This window comes from Vibrio sp. TMPB1044 (assembly GCF_030442075.1).
Lineage (GTDB): Bacteria > Pseudomonadota > Gammaproteobacteria > Enterobacterales > Vibrionaceae > Vibrio > Vibrio satsumensis.
The window spans coordinates 13,644-32,865 of record NZ_JAUJED010000038.1; the positions used below are offsets into that span (position 1 = coordinate 13,644).

General features: G+C 43.6%; 16 protein-coding genes. 9 read left to right on the forward strand and 7 right to left on the reverse strand.

Annotated elements, in window-relative coordinates; all coding sequences use genetic code 11:
• Positions 1-16 precede the first annotated feature (16 nt).
• Positions 17-1,663, reverse strand: coding sequence for a phosphoglucomutase (alpha-D-glucose-1,6-bisphosphate-dependent) (gene pgm, locus QQ041_RS20430; protein ID WP_146490377.1), 1,647 nt, complete (start codon positions 1,661-1,663; stop codon positions 17-19).
• 92 nt (positions 1,664-1,755) lie between these two features.
• Positions 1,756-2,295 (reverse strand): replication initiation negative regulator SeqA, encoded by a 540-nt coding sequence (gene seqA / locus QQ041_RS20435; protein WP_017061953.1) that lies wholly within the window; start codon positions 2,293-2,295, stop codon positions 1,756-1,758.
• 93 nt (positions 2,296-2,388) lie between these two features.
• On the opposite strand from seqA, the gene QQ041_RS20440 reads away from it, so the two are divergent.
• The 3 genes from QQ041_RS20440 to fldA all read left to right on the forward strand — a co-directional run bounded on the left by QQ041_RS20440 (position 2,389) and on the right by fldA (position 4,068).
• Positions 2,389-3,150 carry an alpha/beta fold hydrolase gene (locus tag QQ041_RS20440; RefSeq protein WP_285954942.1) on the forward strand — a complete coding sequence of 254 codons (762 nt, stop codon included), beginning with the start codon at positions 2,389-2,391 and terminating at the stop codon, positions 3,148-3,150.
• Positions 3,151-3,257: 107 nt separating this feature from the next.
• A complete protein-coding gene (locus QQ041_RS20445) occupies positions 3,258-3,476 on the forward strand; it encodes a DUF2788 domain-containing protein (RefSeq protein WP_009847328.1) in 219 nt (72 codons plus the stop codon).
• 58 nt (positions 3,477-3,534) lie between these two features.
• A complete protein-coding gene (fldA, locus tag QQ041_RS20450) occupies positions 3,535-4,068 on the forward strand; it encodes a flavodoxin FldA (protein WP_010436745.1) in 534 nt (177 codons plus the stop codon).
• A gap of 96 nt (positions 4,069-4,164) precedes the next feature.
• On the opposite strand, the gene QQ041_RS20455 is transcribed toward fldA, so the two are convergent.
• On the reverse strand, positions 4,165-4,671 hold the full coding sequence (locus QQ041_RS20455) for a DUF4442 domain-containing protein (protein ID WP_060982212.1): 507 nt from the start codon (positions 4,669-4,671) through the stop codon (positions 4,165-4,167).
• Positions 4,672-4,878: 207 nt separating this feature from the next.
• Here QQ041_RS20455 and fcrX point away from each other — a divergent pair, with 207 nt between their 5' ends.
• A complete protein-coding gene (fcrX, locus tag QQ041_RS20460) occupies positions 4,879-5,328 on the forward strand; it encodes a ferric iron uptake transcriptional regulator FcrX (RefSeq protein WP_048606469.1) in 450 nt (149 codons plus the stop codon).
• A gap of 150 nt (positions 5,329-5,478) precedes the next feature.
• On the opposite strand, the gene glnS is transcribed toward fcrX, so the two are convergent.
• Both glnS and nagE read right to left on the reverse strand, forming a co-directional pair.
• Complete coding sequence (glnS, locus tag QQ041_RS20465; protein ID WP_146490378.1) at positions 5,479-7,146, reverse strand: glutamine--tRNA ligase; 1,668 nt, start codon at positions 7,144-7,146, stop codon at positions 5,479-5,481.
• A 302-nt stretch (positions 7,147-7,448) separates the two neighbouring features.
• Positions 7,449-9,008: an N-acetylglucosamine-specific PTS transporter subunit IIBC gene (nagE, locus tag QQ041_RS20470; protein ID WP_048612171.1), complete on the reverse strand. Its 1,560-nt coding sequence runs from the start codon at positions 9,006-9,008 to the stop codon at positions 7,449-7,451.
• Between the two features lie 475 nt (positions 9,009-9,483).
• On the opposite strand from nagE, the gene nagA reads away from it, so the two are divergent.
• The 4 genes from nagA to asnB all read left to right on the forward strand — a co-directional run bounded on the left by nagA (position 9,484) and on the right by asnB (position 15,415).
• Positions 9,484-10,620: an N-acetylglucosamine-6-phosphate deacetylase gene (nagA, locus tag QQ041_RS20475; RefSeq protein WP_146490379.1), complete on the forward strand. Its 1,137-nt coding sequence runs from the start codon at positions 9,484-9,486 to the stop codon at positions 10,618-10,620.
• Positions 10,621-10,622: 2 nt separating this feature from the next.
• Positions 10,623-11,837 carry an ROK family protein gene (locus QQ041_RS20480; protein WP_061019534.1) on the forward strand — a complete coding sequence of 405 codons (1,215 nt, stop codon included), beginning with the start codon at positions 10,623-10,625 and terminating at the stop codon, positions 11,835-11,837.
• An 85-nt stretch (positions 11,838-11,922) separates the two neighbouring features.
• Positions 11,923-13,509, forward strand: a complete 1,587-nt coding sequence (locus QQ041_RS20485) for a cation:proton antiporter family protein (RefSeq protein WP_285954943.1) — start codon at positions 11,923-11,925, stop codon at positions 13,507-13,509.
• A gap of 235 nt (positions 13,510-13,744) precedes the next feature.
• The gene (gene asnB / locus QQ041_RS20490) at positions 13,745-15,415 is read left to right on the forward strand and encodes an asparagine synthase B (protein WP_017062196.1); all 1,671 of its coding nucleotides are present in this window, start codon (positions 13,745-13,747) and stop codon (positions 15,413-15,415) included.
• Positions 15,416-15,493: 78 nt separating this feature from the next.
• On the opposite strand, the gene rfaH is transcribed toward asnB, so the two are convergent.
• The gene (rfaH, locus tag QQ041_RS20495; protein ID WP_061019532.1) at positions 15,494-16,000 is read right to left on the reverse strand and encodes a transcription/translation regulatory transformer protein RfaH; all 507 of its coding nucleotides are present in this window, start codon (positions 15,998-16,000) and stop codon (positions 15,494-15,496) included.
• A gap of 503 nt (positions 16,001-16,503) precedes the next feature.
• On the opposite strand from rfaH, the gene QQ041_RS20500 reads away from it, so the two are divergent.
• On the forward strand, positions 16,504-17,898 hold the full coding sequence (locus QQ041_RS20500; protein ID WP_123311293.1) for a peptide MFS transporter: 1,395 nt from the start codon (positions 16,504-16,506) through the stop codon (positions 17,896-17,898).
• Positions 17,899-17,988: 90 nt separating this feature from the next.
• On the opposite strand, the gene hemH is transcribed toward QQ041_RS20500, so the two are convergent.
• Positions 17,989-18,951, reverse strand: a complete 963-nt coding sequence (gene hemH / locus QQ041_RS20505) for a ferrochelatase (protein WP_285954944.1) — start codon at positions 18,949-18,951, stop codon at positions 17,989-17,991.
• Positions 18,952-19,222 lie beyond the last annotated feature (271 nt).

The window sequence follows — 19,222 nt, forward strand, 5'->3', positions numbered from 1 at the left end:
TATGAATCGTATTGGATTATAGGCCAGCGGCTGCAAATACTTGGTTAACAATCTCTTGAGCTTCTGCTTCAATTGCTTTTAGGTGCTCTTCACCTTTAAAGCTTTCACAGTAGATCTTGTAGATGTCTTCCGTGCCTGATGGACGAGCTGCAAACCAACCGTTTTCAGTTGTCACTTTCAGGCCACCAATCGCAGCGCCATTACCTGGTGCATGTGTTAAGCGAGCAGTAATCGTATCACCAGCGAGTGTTTCAGCAGAAACCATCTCTGGAGACAGCTTCTTCAGCACATCTTTTTGCGCACCATTTGCCACCGCTTGAATACGGTTGTACTTAGATTCGCCGTGTTTAGCAGCAAGCTCTTCGTAGTATTCTTGTGGATTCTTACCCGTTACCGCAGTGATCTCAGCCGCAAGTAGGCAAAGAATTAGACCATCTTTATCTGTTGACCAAGGCGTCCCGTCTTTACGTAAGAAAGACGCACCCGCACTCTCTTCACCGCCGAAACCAAACTGACCGTTGTACAAGCCATCAACGAACCATTTGAAACCAACTGGCACTTCACAAAGTTCGCGACCTAGGTCAGCAACAACGCGGTCAATCAATGCGCTTGATACTAGTGTTTTACCAACAGCAACGTCTTTACCCCAACCTTCGCGGTTGCGGTATAGGTAGTCGATACAAACTGCTAGGAAGTGGTTTGGATTCATTAGGCCTTTTGGCGTAACAATGCCGTGGCGATCGTAATCAGGGTCGTTACCAAACGCCAGTGCATACTCGTCTTTAAGAGCCAGTAAGCCAGCCATCGCGTATGGAGAGGAACAGTCCATACGAACCACACCGTCTTTATCTAAAGACATGAACTGGAAAGATGGGTCAACCGCTTCACTTACCAAAGTAAGATCTAGGTTGTACGCTTTACCAATTTGACGCCAGTAATCGATACCGCTGCCACCCAGTGGATCAACACCAATTTTGATGTTTGCTTTCTGGATCGCTTCCATATCCACGACGTTAATCAAATCAGCGACGTATGGCGCAACTAAGTCGACTTCTTTTACTAGATCAGACTGTTTAGCTTGTGCGATAGGAGTACGCTTAACACCTTGCATTTGCTCAGCAATAATCACGTTCGCACGGTCTTCAATCGCTTGAGTAAGTTCAGCTTCAGCCGGGCCACCGTGCGTCGGGTTGTATTTGATACCGCCGTCTTGAGGTGGGTTATGCGAAGGCGTGATAACAATGCCGTCGGCTTTTTTGTCATTCACTAGGTTGTGAGTAAGAATCGCGTGCGAGATACCAGGTGTTGGAGTAAAGCCATTGTTTTCTTGAATAATAACTTCAACACCGTTCGCTACAAGCACTTCGATAACCGTAGAGAACGCAGGCTCAGACAGAGCGTGAGTATCTTTACCTAAGAAAAGAGGGCCAGTTGTACCTTGTTCGGCACGAACCTCAGCAACCGCTTGTGCAATCGCTAGAATGTGGTTTTCGTTAAATGTTGATTTGTCTGCTGTACCGCGGTGACCTGAAGTACCGAAAAGTACTTTGTGATCTGGGTTAGTAGCATCCGGTTGCTGTAAGAAATAGTTCGCAACTAAAGCCGGGATATTATGAAGATCTTCCTGCTGAGCTTTCTGCCCAGCACGAGGGTGCATAGCCATTTTTCGACATCCTTATATATAAAATTTAAAAACAAAAAAACCTCATAATATCTTCTTATCCATGGATATTATGAGGTTTAAATCAGATTTCGTTAAATTGAACCTGTTACTTTTTCTATCAATTCTGCTTGGAAATTCATGCGGCTCATAAGCTGCTCAACCATCTGTCTTTTTCGGCTTGTATTGTTATTAGTAATAACCCAAAAAGGACTTTGTGGAATAGCTTTAGGCTTCGTCGTGTTGCCGTTTGCTAGCAACGTAGCTTCATTGTCTGCAAAGTAAACGCGCTTACGGCCTTTTACTTGAGTTGCTTCTGAAAAGCTTAAAGGGTCGATTTTATGCAGTGTTGATAACACAAGCATGAAGCGATCAATGGCTTTCTTTAGTGATGCAAACTCATCTGATATTAGTAGTGAGCGCATTTCTTTAACGCCATCGAACTTCTCTGGAGTAAAGCCTACCTCTTTGCTAACAACGATACCTTTAGGCTCGACGATCTCTTCGATCGGAGCCATGCCTTGGCTATCAACCTGTAACAAGCGGCGCAGAATATCTGAAGCGCTTTCGCCAATACGTTCTGTCTGACCCGCAATAAAACGGTATAGGTCCTCATCAACCTCAATTGTTTTCATTCGCTTTTCACAATCTCAATGTTTAAACTCTGGGGGATTATAGCGAGATCCGCGCGGATACTCTACGTCAAACCCACCATGAATAAGATAAAAATGTCAGTACAGCTCAACTATAAAATTGAAGGTGAGGGTCACACCATTGTTTTGATCCATGGATTATTCGGTAATCTGGACAACCTTGGCTTGCTCGCTAGGGATCTAAAAGCCGATCATAAAGTGCTTAGTATCGATCTACGCAACCACGGTCAATCCTTCCATTGCGACTCTCATAATTATCAAGCAATGGCACAAGATGTAGCTCAACTGCTGAATGATCTTGATTTAGAAGATGTCACCGTGATTGGTCACTCTATGGGTGGCAAAGTGGCGATGGCACTAACACAACACCTTGCGCTGCAAAAATTGATTGTCTTGGATATGGCACCGGTCGCGTACACTCAAAGTCGACACGACAACGTATTCGCCGGTCTACAAGCCGTGATTGAAGAAAAGCCAACCTCACGCACAGATGCGCTAAAAATCCTCGCAAGATACATCGAGATTGATGGCGTTCGCCAGTTCTTAACGAAATCTTTGTTCAAATCTGAACAAGGCATCATGGAATGGCGTTTCAACGTTGCCTCGCTATTCAACAACTACCCACAAATTATTGGTTGGGAACCGATTGATAAAACCTCGGTCAAAACCTTGCTAATAAAGGGTGGTGACTCAGATTACCTCACAGCTGAGCATCAAACGGCCGTTCAGCAGCAGTTTTCTAACGCAAAGGCACATGTCATTGCCAATACAGGTCACTGGCTGCATGCTGAAAAACCAGCAGAAGTGCTTAGAGCAATTAGAAAATTCATCGCTTAGCTACTCTTTTCGTGCAGATAAATGAGAGCTGTGTAATTACTGCAGATTAACTTTATCTCACAACAGTGATATAGTGCGCCCAAGCAAAATTGGTATATAAGGTTCCCATGCTTTACGACTACATGAACATCATCGAATCTGTTGGTTTAGATCTCCTGTTTGCCGCGATTTTCTTTTTAATCGGTATGGCAATTAAGGACGTTCTCAAGCAGGGAAATGTTCCTGCATTTGGTCGTCGCATTGTGTGGTTAGTACTTTTCCTTGGCTGTGCGGGTTTTATCGCCAAAGGGATAATCCAACTAAGCTGGGAAGGAACTGGGATCTAACGATTCTCTTCCGAACTTTATTACACCGACAACAGACAAAATGAAAGGTAATGATTCTATGGCAAGTGTAGGTCTCTTCTTTGGTAGCGATACAGGTAACACTGAAGCTGTTGCTAAGATGATTCAAAAGCAATTGAGCAAACAGCTCGTTCACGTTCAAGACATTGCAAAAAGCAGCAAAGAAGATATCGATAACTTCGATCTACTGCTGCTTGGTATCCCTACGTGGTACTACGGCGAAGCACAATGTGATTGGGATGACTTTTTCCCAGAGCTAGAAGCTATTGATTTCTCAACTAAACTTGTTGCAATCTTTGGTTGTGGCGATCAAGAAGATTACGCAGAATACTTCTGTGATGCTATGGGTACTATCCGTGACATCGTTGAAGCGAAAGGCGGTACTATCCTAGGTCACACATCAACTGAAGGCTACGAATTCGAAGCATCAAAAGGTTTAGTTGAAGGCGATGACAGCCAATTTGTTGGTCTATGTATCGACGAAGACCGTCAACCTGAGCTAACTGATGAGCGCGTATCTAATTGGGTTAAACAAATCCATGAAGAAATGTGCCTAGCAGAGCTAGAAGACTAATTCTCTGCTGGTTATTAATTGTTACAATTAATAACCATTATATAAATATGAAAAAACCTCCTTATCGGAGGTTTTTTGCTATTTAAAATCTATTCATTAACACTCAGCTTCTAATGCTTCGTCATCATCTCTAAATTGCGGCTTCTTTCTTACATAGAGGGTACGCTGAATTTCTGAAACCACATTCCCCTGCTTATCTTTCACGTGGATAATAAACTCAGGGAAACACTTTTCACCAAGCTGCGTCTGACGATAAATATCATCAAGTTGCCCCTGGCTTATCTCAAAATCTGCATACAAGTCGGATTGGCCCGGCTTGATAAAGTTAATACTCGCCTCTTTATCCCAAACATAATACCGCTCCCCTAAAATTCCCATTAACATCAAAGAGTAAACGGGATCAGTAAGAGAGAAGATACTACCGCCATATTGAGTACGATTGGCGTTCTTATTCCACCAACGCAGCTTAAGTACCGTCTTAACAACCCTAAAGTCAGCGCTAATGTGGGCTATTCGAATTCCCGATCCCCAAAAAGGAGGCCAGATATTGAGAGCAAATTTTACAATGTTGGGTTTATATATTTTTGCGAGTTGCTTATTCATAACAACATTCCATGTTCATATCAGAAACACCGTCACCTTGACTGGTCGTACCTCCACTATAAGTGAGATACTTCCAATTTACAAAACAGATTGTGATGTCAGTAAGTAACCCTTTGAAGTTCGTGGTTTATTGTTATGTCTGACTAAACTATAATGGTATTAATATTGAATTCTGTTAATTGCTGCAGATCATCAACAGGAAAGTATATGTCAGACAATAATCAAGCGCTAAAAGATGCAGGTCTTAAAGTGACCCTTCCACGGCTCAAAATTTTAGAAGTATTACAACAGCCAGACTGCCAACATATTAGTGCTGAAGATTTATATAAGAAGCTGATTGACCTAGGTGAAGAAATCGGTCTTGCAACCGTTTATCGAGTACTTAACCAATTCGACGACGCTGGCATTGTAACTCGCCACCACTTCGAAGGCGGCAAGTCTGTATTTGAACTTTCTACACAGCACCACCACGACCACCTTGTGTGTTTAGACTGTGGTGAAGTGATCGAATTCTCTGATGACATCATCGAAGAAAGACAAAAAGAGATTGCTCAGCGTTACAATGTGCAACTGACAAATCACAGTTTATACTTATACGGCAAAAGCATTAGCGGAGATTGCAAAGGCAATCCAGACGCACATAAAGCGAAGAAGTAATATAGAACGCTGGCTTAGGCCAGCGTTTTTTATATAGGGCTGAAAGTCCGCTAGATTATTCTTTAGATCCACGCATTATTCAGACACAAAAAAACCGGCTCTAAGCCGGTTTTTTATTGGATCGCTTTTAACAAACTAAGTACTCAAGCATTAAGCTTCAGTTTTACCCCAAGTGTCACGTAGACCAACCGTTCGGTTGAAGACTAATGCACCTGCTTTAGAGTCTTTCGAATCCACACAGAAGTAACCTGTACGTTCAAACTGGTACGCTTGCTCTGCAACACCTTCTGCTAAGCTAGGTTCAACAAAACCGTTTAGCGTAACAAGTGATTCAGGGTTTAGCGTTGCAGCGAAGTCATCAGCAGCGGCTGGGTTTGCCACTGTGAATAGACGATCGTACAAACGAATCTCAGCAGGCAGCGCTTTATCAGCAGATACCCAGTGGATAACACCTTTCACTTTGCGGCCATCTGCAGGGTTCTTACCCAGTGTTTCGTTATCGTAAGAACAGAAGATAGTGGTAATGTTGCCTTCTGCATCTTTTTCGATACGCTCAGCTTTGATCACGTAAGCGCCACGTAAACGAACTTCTTTACCTAGAACCAAACGCTTGTACTTCTTGTTTGCTTCTTCACGGAAGTCATCACGTTCAATCCAAACTTCACGTGTAAATGGTACTTCACGAGTGCCCATTTCTGGCTTGTTTGGGTGGTTTGCAACAGTTAGCGTTTCTACTGCATCGGCTTCGTAGTTTTCAATAACGATCTTAACTGGATCCAGAACAGCCATTGCACGAGGTGCATTTTCGTTCAGATCATCACGGATGCAAGATTCAAGTGAACCGAATTCAATCATGTTCTCTTGCTTAGTCACGCCAATACGCTTACAGAATTCACGAATCGAGCTTGAAGTAAAACCACGACGACGCAGGCCAGAAATAGTAGGCATACGTGGGTCATCCCAACCTTGAACGAGATTTTCAACCACAAGTTGGTTCAGCTTACGCTTAGACATCACTGTGTATTCAAGATTCAGGCGGCTAAACTCGTACTGACGAGGTTGGCAATCAATCGTGATGTTATCTAGAACCCAATCGTACAAACGACGGTTATCTTGGAATTCAAGCGTACAGATAGAGTGCGTAATACCTTCCAGCGCATCAGAGATACAGTGAGTAAAGTCGTACATTGGGTAAATGCACCACTTGTCAGCAGTTTGATGGTGGTGAGCAAAACGAACACGATAGATAACAGGATCGCGCATAACCATGAATGAAGAACTCATGTCGATCTTAGCACGTAGACACGCTTTACCTTCTTCAAAGCCACCGTCACGCATTTTTTCAAATAGCGCTAGGTTTTCTTCAGGGCTACGATCACGGTATGGGCTCGCTTTACCTGGCTCTTTTAGCGTGCCACGGTACTCACGGATTTGATCAGGACTTAGCTCGTCAACATACGCTAAGCCTTTATTAATTAATTCCACAGCATAAGCGTAAAGCGTATCGAAGTAGTTTGATGAGTAACAAATATCACCAGACCATTCGAAGCCTAACCAGCTTACATCATTCTTAATTGACTCAACGTATTCAACGTCTTCTTTTTCAGGGTTTGTATCATCGAAACGAAGATTACATTGTCCCTGGTAGTCCTGAGCAATACCAAAGTTCAAGCAAATAGATTTAGCGTGCCCAATATGCAGGTAGCCATTTGGTTCCGGCGGGAAACGAGTATGCACGCTACTGTGTGTACCATCCGCTAAATCTTTATCAATAATTTGGCGAATGAAATTCGATGGACGAGCCTCAGCTTCACTCATCTATAGCACCTCTATGTATTTAGTATTGTCAGAGAAAGTTACCTTTCATCTCAAAGAAACGGTCGGTTAGAGCACCGGTCAAAGATAGAAAGATCATTGTTGCTAATCATCCACAATTCTTTGCCTTTGCACAATAAGAACCGTCCCTTAATTGCGATTATTTCTGCTATTCGATGAAGAATAGAACGAACCGCGTTCGTTACTCTTAGATCGTAGGCACAAAAAAGCCTCCCATGTGGGAGGCTTTCAATTTGACACTTACTTGAGAGTATTAATTACAGCTCAGTTAAGTACTTCCCTGACTATGGAAGTTTTACATCAGATAGGTCTTCACCTGCACCGATAGCTTTCATTTCGCCAGCTACGATTTCAGCTAGTGGGCCTAGGATAACCTGTAGGTTGTTTTCACCTAGTTTTACCACACCTTTAGCACCTAGTTTCTTAAGAACAACTTCATCAGCAACAGAGCGGTCTTTAAGAGTTAGACGTAGACGAGTGATACAAGCGTCGATTGAAGTTAGGTTGTCGTGACCACCTAGAGCTTTCAGGTATTGACGTGCAAGGTCGCCCTTTGGTGCGTCGCCAGCAGGAGCTGCAACAGCTTCGTCATCATCTTCACGACCTGGCGATTTCAAGTTGAAAGCGCGGATTGCGAAAGAGAAAGTGAAGAAGTATAGAGCACCGAAGCCAAGACCGATTAGTAGTAGTACGAATGGTTTAGTTGCTAGACCCCAGTTCAATACGAAGTCGATAAGACCAGCAGAGAAACCGAAACCGTGCAGAGTACCAAACATGTTAGCAACTACTAGAGACAGACCTGTAAATACGGCGTGCATTGCGTATAGAGCAGGAGCTAGGAATACGAACATGAATTCTAGCGGCTCTGTGATACCTGTTAGGAATGAACAGAATGCAACTGAGAATAGTGCGCCACCAACTTGGCTACGTTTTTCAGCAGGAGCAGCTAGGTACATTGCAAGTGCAGCACCTGGTAGACCGAACATCATTACAGGGAAGAAACCGTTCATGAATACGCCAGCGCCTTTATCGCCGCCGAAGAAACGGTGTAGGTCACCAGATTTAACAGTTTCAGTCACTTCTTTAACTACAGTAGTGATTTCTGGAGTTACAGAGTTAGCGAATGTGAATGTGTGCTCTTGGCCAACAACTAGAGTTTTAGCCAGTGCTGGGTCAACACAAAGTTGAGTGATATTAGCGAATGCGCCTTGACCAGCAACGATGATTTCTTGACATGTACCCATACCGAACCAGAAGTATGAGTTCAATACATGGTGTAGACCTACAGGGATAAGTGCACGGTTAAGAGTACCGTAAACGAATTGGCCGATAGCGCCAGACGTTGATACTGCGTGAGCAAGTGCGTCTAGACCAGATTGAACACCAGGCCAAACCACACCAGACACAGCACCTGCAACAAGTGCAAATAGACCGGCCATGATAGGTACTAAACGTTTACCAGCGAAGAAAGCCAGCCACTCTGGAAGGCGTGTCGCGTGGAAAGCGTTGTAAGAGTGACCTGCGATGATACCAGCGAAGATACCGCCGAAGAATGACATGTTAACGTCTGCGTTAATTGTCGTTGCTGTCGCTGTTAGTACGAAGTAAGCAACTGCACCAGCAAGACCTGCTGCGCCGTTACCGTCTTTAGAAAGACCAATCGCGATACCTAGACCAAATAGCAATGGTAGGTTACCGAAGATAGCACCACCAGCTTGCGCCATGAATGGAATATCAAGTAGATCGCCTTGACCTAAACGTAAAAGAAGCGCCGCAATCGGAAGCGTTGCGATTGGTAGCATTAACGCCTTACCAAGCTTCTGTGCATATCCTAGAATATTCACCAGTTGTTTCCCCCTATAGGATTTTTTAGAATTCGTTTGAGAAACTTATTTTAGTCGCTCAATTTAGTCCTATTCAGTGTATTCAATTAATTTTGCTCCGCAAATTAAAACCTTACCATTTGTGATCGTAATCACCAGTTTTTACCAAATCCAGAGGTTTTTGCTAGCGAGATCATAAAACTTATTTTATCATTCAAAAAAATGAACATTTATAGATAAAATCCAAATCTACTCATTAGGCAAAAAGATGGTATCTCTGGGCTTGCATTGCCGTATGAATAACCATTAACAATGAACCTAAATGTATAATAAAGACTGATTGTTCATTTGTTTTTCAACAACTTAAGTAGACTCCCACTTTGGAGCCGTTTGCCCATAAAAGATAAATCGTTACGTAAATGATGCTCGCAAACTAAGTCCGCATTTAGGTAACGAACGAATTTAAAAGATCTCAAGAAATAAGGATTAGCTGACTATGTACGCGCTAAGTAACTGTAAAATTTACACTGGTAGTGATGTTCTAACCGATCATGCTGTTGTAATTGAAAACGAACTGATCAAAAAAGTTTGTCCTATCTCTGAATTGCCAGAAGGAATCGAGGTTCGCGACCTAGACGGAGCAAACCTAAGCCCGGGTTTCATTGATCTACAACTGAATGGTTGTGGCGGTGTAATGCTTAATGATGAGATCACTGCAGAAACCATGCAGATCATGCACGAAGCAAACCTTAAATCTGGCTGTACTAGCTTCCTTCCAACGCTAATCACTTCATCAGATGAAGACATGCGTGCCGTTATCACAGCAGCTCGCGAGTACCACAACCAATACCAAAACCAATCTTTAGGCCTGCACCTTGAAGGTCCGTACCTAAACGTTGCAAAAAAAGGCATCCACAGCGTCGATCACATCCGCAAATCTGATAGCGAAATGATCGAGCTTATCTGTGAGAACAGTGACCTTGTTGCGAAAGTAACACTAGCTCCTGAGCTTAACGACCCAGAACACATCGAGCGTCTACGTAAAGCTGGCGTAGTTGTTTCTATTGGTCACACCAACGCAACTTACGCAGAAGCGCGTCAAGGTTTTGAATCGGGAATCACGTTTGCAACGCATCTATTCAATGCAATGACACCTATGGTTGGTCGTGAACCTGGTGTGGTTGGCGCGATTTACGATACACCTGAGGTGTACGCAGGCATCATTGCCGACGGTTTCCACGTTGATTACGCAAACATCAGAATTGCGCATAAAATCAAGGGAGAAAAGTTGGTATTAGTGACGGATGCCACAGCTCCTGCAGGTGCTGACATGGAATACTTTATTTTTGTCGGTAAGAAAGTATATTACCGAGATGGTAAGTGTGTTGATGAAAACGGCACACTGGGCGGCTCGGCTCTGACTATGATTGAAGCAGTTCAGAATACAGTTGAGCACGCTGGTATCGCTTTAGACGAAGCTCTTCGCATGGCTACGCTATACCCAGCTACGGCTATCGGTGTAGAAACCAAGCTAGGTCGAATCAAAAAAGGCATGGTTGCAAACCTAGCTGTATTTGACCGAGATTTTAACGTTAAAGCGACTGTTGTTAACGGACAATACGAGCACAATTAAGTATGAATGGCGGACAAATAGGTAACGTAGACTTAGTTAAACAACTAAACAGTGCGGCGGTATACCGACTAATAGACCAACAAGGGCCTATCAGTCGTATACAAGTGGCTGATGTAAGCCAACTCGCACCGGCAAGTGTTACAAAAATTACCCGCCAACTTTTAGAGCGCGGCCTAATTAAAGAGGTCGCTCAGCAAGCGTCTACTGGCGGTAGACGCGCTATCTCCCTGACCACAGAAGTAGAGCCTTTTCATTCTGTCGCTGTGCGCTTAGGCCGAGACTATATTCAAATAAGCCTGCATGACCTTGGTGGTCGTGAGTTGGCTTTCCAGCAGCAAGACCTGAATTATTCCGACCAATCAGACCTTACTCAAGGCTTGGTCAATAACTTGAAGGCTTTCATTGCTGAACATCAACCAAAGATCGACCAACTGATTGCCATTGGTGTCACTCTTCCAGGCTTGGTTAACCCGACGACAGGTGTCGTTGAGTACATGCCAAACACAGACATCGATAACCTCGCATTAAGCGATATTATTCGCGACACATTCCATGTCGCTTGTTTTGTTGGGAATGATGTTCGAGGAATGGCGCTTGCTGAGCACTACTTCGGAGCAAGTAAAGACAGTCAAGATTCTATTTTGGTCAGTGTTCACCGTGGTACAGGTGCAGGTATTATCGTTAATGGTCAAGTTTTCTTAGGCCATAACCGTAACGTCGGTGAAATTGGTCACATCCAAATTGATCCGCTAGGCGAGCAGTGCCAATGTGGTAACTTCGGCTGTCTTGAAACCGTAGCCGCAAACCCAGCTATCGTTGAGCGAGTGCAGAAGCTGATTAAGCAAGGCTACGAGTCTTCTTTAACAGAGCTTGAACGAATTACGATCCAAGATGTTTGTGATCACGCGATCAATGGTGACGAACTAGCCAAGCAAAGCTTAGTTCGAGTAGGAAACCAGTTAGGTAAAGCTATCGCGATGACGATTAACTTATTTAACCCTCAGAAAGTTATCATTGCCGGTGATATTACCAAGGCACAAGAGATTGTTTTCCCTGCAATTAAGCGCAATGTAGAGAATCAGTCGTTAACGACTTTCCATAGCGGCTTGCCTATTGTAGCATCACAGATCGATAAACATCCTACGATGGGAGCTTTTGCAATGATCAAGCGCGCTATGCTCAACGGTGTGTTGCTTCAAAAGCTTCTCGAAGACTAAAGAAAAACAATTCTGATTTTCCGCGGGCCGTGTTTGTATGAACACGGCCCGTTTTTTTTAAGCTAGGGAACTACAACAACAAGTTATGGAACTTATATTAATATCCACTGCGTTTATCGCAGGATTTATTGCTTTAAAGTGTCACCTTCCCCCATTAGTTGGTTTTTTGGTTGCAGGCTTTGGGCTTTTTGCCTTTGGCTTTGAAACCAATGACACCATCATTACTTTGGCTGACCTTGGTGTCACGCTGCTTCTATTTACTATCGGCTTAAAACTCGACATAAAAACCCTACTCTCTAAGGAGATCTGGGCTGGCGCGACAATCCACAACCTTTTATCCACTCTGTTTTTCGCCGTCGCCCTATTTGGTTTTAAATTCTTAGGTATTTCATCGCTAGCCGCCATGTCGGTAGAACAGATCGTTCTGCTCGGTTTTGCTCTTTCATTCTCTAGTACCGTATTTGCGGTTAAGACTCTGCAAGAGAAAGGCGAAATGAATGCGACCTACGGAACGTTGGCGATTGGTATCTTGGTCATGCAGGATATCTTCGCCGTAGTATTCCTAACGGCTTCTACGGGCAAAATACCTGAGTGGTATGCGATTGCTCTGTTTGCCCTGCCCTTATTACGTCCACTGTTCTACAAAGTGCTCGATTGGGTTGGTCATGGTGAGATGCTAGTTCTATCCGGCATCTTCTTCGCATTAGTCGTCGGTGCTGGTTTATTCCATTTGGTTGGTGTTAAACCAGACTTAGGTGCACTTATCCTCGGTATGTTGCTAGCAGGCCACCCAAAGGCTTCGGAGCTCTCGAAGTCTCTGTTTAATCTCAAAGAGCTTTTCCTTGTCTGTTTCTTTTTGAACATTGGTTTGTCAGAGCAACCAACCATTCAAGGCTTTATGCTTGCAGTTTTGTTCTTACTGATGCTGCCAGTGAAAGGGGTTCTCTACTTCTTAGTGCTTAACCGTTTCAAGTTCCGTGTTCGAACATCTCTACTCGCCTCTCTATCACTGTTTAATTACAGCGAATTTGGCCTCATCGTTGGTGGCCTCGCCTTCAAGATGGGTTGGATGTCTGGTGATATCTTAGTTGCCGTCGCCATTGCGGTTTCACTATCCTTCTTAATCGCTGCACCTTTAAACCGAGCAGGTCACAAACTCTATCAGCAGTCAGGTAAATGGCTGAAAGAGCATGCGTCAGAAAAGCTTCACCGACGTGATAAGCGAATTGACCCAGGTCGTGCCCAAGTACTTATTCTTGGTATGGGCCGAATTGGTACTGGTGCTTATGACGAATTACGTTCTCGCTATGGTAAAGTCAGCCTAGGGGTCGAAGTTCGTGAAGAAGCCGCGCACAACCACCGAAGCCATGGCAGAAACGTGATTTCTGGCGATGCGACAGACCCAGATTTTTGGGAACGAATCTTAGATACAGCAAACGTAAAACTGGTAATTTTGGCAATGCCTCACCACCAAGGTAATCAAACCGCTTTAGAACAACTGAAGTCACGTAACTTTAAAGGCCAGATTGCGGCTATTGCTGAATATCCAGATCAACTCGAAACACTGAAAGAGAATGGCGTTGATGCGGCATTTAACATTTACAGCGAGGCTGGTAGTGGTTTTGCTCGCCACGTTTGCGAGCAGTTAAATCCAAATATCAATAAAATCTAGCATTAAACTGTATTCAACTAAACCTCTCAAAACTGCCTATTTTTCGCACTTTTGAGAGGTTTTTGTTTAAAAAACCAACCGCAATTAAACGTCACACATCAAAAACACATAAAAATTAGATAATTTCTAACATAACACCCTTTATATTATTTTTTTGCTCATATCCGGTTGCTTTTTTTAGCCAGAATGGCAAATTGAATGCAGTTGATTTGGAAATTATTTAAAAGGAAGTTCTATGTGTTCAGTATTTGGCATTCTCGACATTAAAAGTGATGCCGCAGCACTTCGCCCTATTGCTTTAGAAATGTCTAAAAAGCTTCGTCACCGTGGTCCGGACTGGTCTGGTATCTATGCAGGTGAAAAAGCAATCCTTGCTCATGAACGTCTTGCTATTGTTGGCTTGAACAGTGGTGCTCAACCACTATACAGCCAAGACAAAAAGCACATTCTTGCAGTGAACGGTGAAATTTATAACCACAAAGAACTTCGCGCACGCTATGAAGATAAGTACCAGTTCCAGACTGATTCTGACTGTGAAGTTATCCTAGCGCTTTACCAAGAGATGGGTGCAGACCTTCTAGAAGAACTTAACGGTATTTTCGCATTCGTTTTATACGACGAAGAGAAAGACGAGTACCTAGTGGGCCGCGACCATATTGGTATTATCCCGCTTTACCAAGGTTACGATGAGCACGGCAACTACTACGTTGCTTCAGAGATGAAAGCATTGGTTGAAGTATGTAAAACGATCAGTGAATTCCCTCCTGGTAGCTTCTACTCTTCGAAAGATGCAGAACCTCAACGCTACTACATCCGCGATTGGAACGAGTACGCTGCAGTACAAGGTAACAGCACAAGCAAAGAAGAACTGACTGAGGCGCTAGAAGCAGCTGTTAAACGTCAACTAATGACTGACGTTCCTTACGGTGTACTTCTATCTGGTGGCCTTGATTCATCAATTACTTCTGCCGTTGCTAAACGCTTTGCTGCGATGCGTATCGAAGATGATGAGCAATCTGAAGCTTGGTGGCCACAACTGCACTCATTCGCTGTTGGCCTTGAAGGCGCGCCAGATCTTATCGCTGCTCGTGAAGTTGCGGACAAGATCGGTACTGTTCACCACGAGATGACTTACACTATTCAGGAAGGCTTAGATGCCATCCGTGATGTTATCTACCACATCGAGACTTACGATGTAACGACGATTCGTGCATCAACGCCAATGTACTTGCTTGCTCGTAAGATCAAAGCAATGGGCATCAAAATGGTACTGTCTGGTGAAGGTGCTGATGAAATCTTTGGTGGCTACCTTTACTTCCATAAAGCGCCAAACGCGAAAGAGTTCCACGAAGAGACAGTACGTAAGCTGCTTGCTCTAAGCATGTTCGACTGTGCTCGTGCAAACAAATCGCTAGCGGCATGGGGGGTTGAAGGCCGTGTACCATTCTTGGATAAAGAGTTCATCGATGTCGCAATGCGTCTGAACCCTGAAGATAAGATGTGTGGTAACGGTAAGATGGAGAAGCACATCCTGCGTGAGTGTTTTGAAGACTACCTACCAGATTCAATCGCATGGCGTCAAAAAGAGCAGTTCTCTGATGGTGTTGGCTACGATTGGATTGATACATTGAAAGCAACGGCTGAAGCAAAAGTAACGGATCAACAAATGGAAGCTGCTAAGTTCCGTTTCCCTTACAACACGCCAACAACAAAAGAAGGTTATGCTTACCGTGAAATCTTTGAGGAGCTATTCCCTCTAGAATCAGCGGCAGAATGTGTGCCTGGTGGTCCTTCAGTTGCTTGCTCATCAGCGAAAGCGATTGAGTGGGATGAGTCATTCAAAAACTGTGTCGACCCATCTGGACGTGCAGTACAAGCCGTTCACAACGATGCTTACAACGCTTAGAGCGTTTTGAACAAATCCTAAAGACTAAAAAAGGCGCGTTATGCGCCTTTTGTTTTAAGCCTATTTTTATTACTGCAGTTACGCGCGAGCTTGTAGTGCTTCGTTCTCAATACTGATTGGAACCACTTGGCTGATCATTTTCACCAACATAATCGATCGAGCCTCACCGTCTTTCTGATCGAAAATAGCTTCAACCCCAGCAAACTGGCCACTCTGAATCTTAACTACCTGCCCAGATTCAAACTCAACACAACAATCTTCAGTTTCTATGCTGCAGCACTTCTCGAACTCTTTGAGCTCAAACACTAAGTCTCCTTGGACCTCGTGCGGCCGAGCACCGAACTTAATAAAGTCCACAACGCCACGTGTTGAACGAACGGTCGTGAAGCTAGGACCTTGCTCATAATCGAAGCGAACAAAGATGTAAGACGGAAACAGCGGTTCTTTGACCTGCTTTTCTTTCCCTCTCACCACCTTTTCGACTTCTATTTGAGGGTAAAAGCACTCTACCCCTTGATTCTCTAAGTGCTGCTGAGCGCGTTTTTGATCACCTCGCTTACAGTAAAGCAAATACCAACGTTTCATTTAACTAGCCATTTTATATTTTTAGATATTTTACCACATGCCTAAAACGGTTAAATCGCCATTAATAAAATGAGTCGTTACTAACAAGAAATAATGCGTAGCAGACCAATTTATCAACAAAAAGTTATAGGTATCGAAAGTGGTTAAGCATTGTACAAGGATCATTTAGAGATCAAAAGACTCATTGTTGTAAGCATATGTATACCGCACCCGAATCGGAACGATATTCCATTTAAACTCAAAATGATATAATAGACAAATACATCTAAACATTTTTATTTGATAGATCGTTTAAAACGGTTATCAACCAACCAACTCAAATCTGGAAAATTAGTTTGCAGCACATCCTAAATGGGCAACATTAAAAACAAATACTATTAATATCAAAAACTTAACCAAATCAAGTTATCGTAACCATAAAATACGTCTATTGCAGACTTTTATCCCACTGTGTATACATGAATGACTATAAAATCTTTTAATACCTAAAATTAGTAAAACTTATGCCAAGCAACCACAACATCTTTGGCCACCCTAGAGGCCTATTTCTACTATTTAGCACAGAGCTATGGGAACGTTTCTCCTACTATGCAATGCGTGCAATTCTTGTTTTATTCTTAACTGATACCACCCTTAATGGTGGCCTTGGTTGGTCAACAAAAGACGCACTCGATCTCTACGGGATCTACACGGGTTTAGTCTACATCACACCATTAATTGGTGGCTGGATTGCCGATAACTACCTAGGACAACGTAAATCGATCCTGATTGGTGGTGTATTAATGGCTCTAGGCCAATTCACACTTGCCCTACCTAACGGTTTTATTGGCTTAGACCAAGTCAACGCTCTGTACCTTGGTTTAGCACTGCTTATCAGTGGTAACGGTATGTTTAAGCCAAACATCTCGACCATGGTTGGCGACTTGTACCAGGAAGGTGATAACCGCCGTGATGGTGCTTTCACCATTTTCTACATGGGCATCAACTTAGGCGCACTACTTGGTGGCTTGATTTCGGGTGCAGCAGTCGATTCATTCGGCTGGAAAGCAGGTTTCTTGGCTGCTGGTATTGGTATGGTTATTAGCTTGATCATGCAGATGACGATGGCTCAATCTTGGTTAGGCAACATCGGTTCTGTACCTGCGGCAGCTCGAGCAAAAGAGCTGAACAAATCGAAAGAGAAAGCGCCGCTGACTAAAGAAGAATTCGACAGACTAAAAGTTATTCTGATTATGGGTCTGTTCGTAATCGTTTTCTGGGCTGGCTTTGAACAAGCTGGCGGCCTAATGAACATCTACACTCAACAATATACTGACCGTATGATTGGTGGTTTTGAAGTTCCTGCTGCTTGGTTCCAATCTCTGAACCCATTCTTCATCATTACACTTGCACCGATCATCGCTGCGTTTTGGGTGAAACTAGGTAAGCGTGAACCCAACTCACCGGTTAAATTTGCGATGGCGTTGTTCTTCTTAGCACTTGGCTTTGTGTGCATGATGGGTGCGGTAATGGAACAAGGTGGCGACCTAACAGTGAAAACATCGATGTTATGGCTAGTAGGTGCATTCTTCTTCCATACCCTTGGTGAGCTTTGTCTATCGCCTATTGGCCTGTCGTTGGTCACTAAGCTAGCTCCACTTCGTTTAGCATCACTAATGATGGGTGCTTGGTTCGGCTTCAATGCGGTTGCAAACTACGTAGCAGGCCTAGTGGGTTCTCACGTTGGTGAACTTGGCGCGATGTCTATCTTTGGTGGTATCGCGATTACAGCAACAATTAGTGGCGTATTATTGCTTCTTTGTGCTGGTAAGCTTGTATCATGGATGCATGGTGTAGAAACCAACATGACGCTTGAAGCAGAACCAAAAGCTGAGACAGCAGAAACGTCGGTGGCTTAATATCTAGATCCATTTCAAGAAGAAACATCAAGATCAAAAAGGGCTGCTCAATGAGCAGCCCTTTTGTTATCTATTCAATCGACACATCAATTAGCGATGAAACGCTACCAGTTCAGCCATCATGTCGATATGTGAGTCTCTATCGTTAAGACACATAATGTAGCTAAAGTCTGAGCCACCAGCTTCGATGAAAGTCTCTTTACACTGGTCTGAAATCTCTTCCAATGTTTCCAAGCAATCCACCGAGAATGCAGGCGCCATGATATCGATCTTCTTGATGCCTTTGTTTGGCAGTGATTCAAGCGTCTCATCAGTGTATGGCTTCAACCACTCCTCTCGACCAAATCGAGATTGGTAGGTCATGGTGATGTCTTCTTCAGATAAACCTAGCTCTGCTGCAAGCAGTTTTGTCGTTGCTTCACAGTGCTGTGGATAGATATCGCCTTCATCAGCTAAGCGCTTCGGAATGCCGTGGAACGAACAAACCAAGTGATCAGCTCTGCCATTTTGATCCCAATGACTGCGAACGCTTTCAGCCAGTGCTTTGGCATAGCTCGGGTGTGAATAGTAATCGCGAATAAAGCGATAGCTTGGGATTACAGGCATCTGCTTAAAAGCTTTGGTTAAGCCATCAGAAACAGCCGCTGTCGTTGTACCTGAGTACTGAGGGTACAAAGGCAATACAATAACGTCTTCAACGCCCTGCTCCATCAGTTGTTCGATACCCGTCTTAAGGCTTGGGTTACCATAGGTCATTCCCAATGCAACCGGCATCTCTAATTTTTTCTCTAGCTTTTCCGCTTGTCTCTGCGAGTAAACGAGCAAAGGTGATCCATCATCCATCCAAACCGACTGATATAGCTTCGCAACCTTAGGTGAACGAATAGGAAGAATCACCCCATGCAGAATAGGACACCAAAGCCAACGAGTTAGGTTTACTACTCGCTTGTCGTGCAAGAACTCACTCAAAAATCGACGAACGCCAGCTGGGGTCGCAGAATCTGGCGTACCTAAATTCACCAGTAAAACGCCCTGCTTTTTATTATTTTCCATAGATACCTGAGACCAATATGTGATTTTCTGGAAAGTAATATACTAATCTGCATAAGTTTAAGATCATTGCTTCCCACTAAATGTCTGAATAATCATTCTTTAAACGGGATATCACAACATCTACTTTCGATTGTGAGCCACCTTCATCAAAAACGGTTTCGTCTTGAACGATGTGTAATCGAATTATCTAGATTGGTATCGTACTAAAAATTGAAACAAAAAAAGCGACCCTTAAGGTCGCTTCCAATATATCAAATTCTAAAACTGGCTG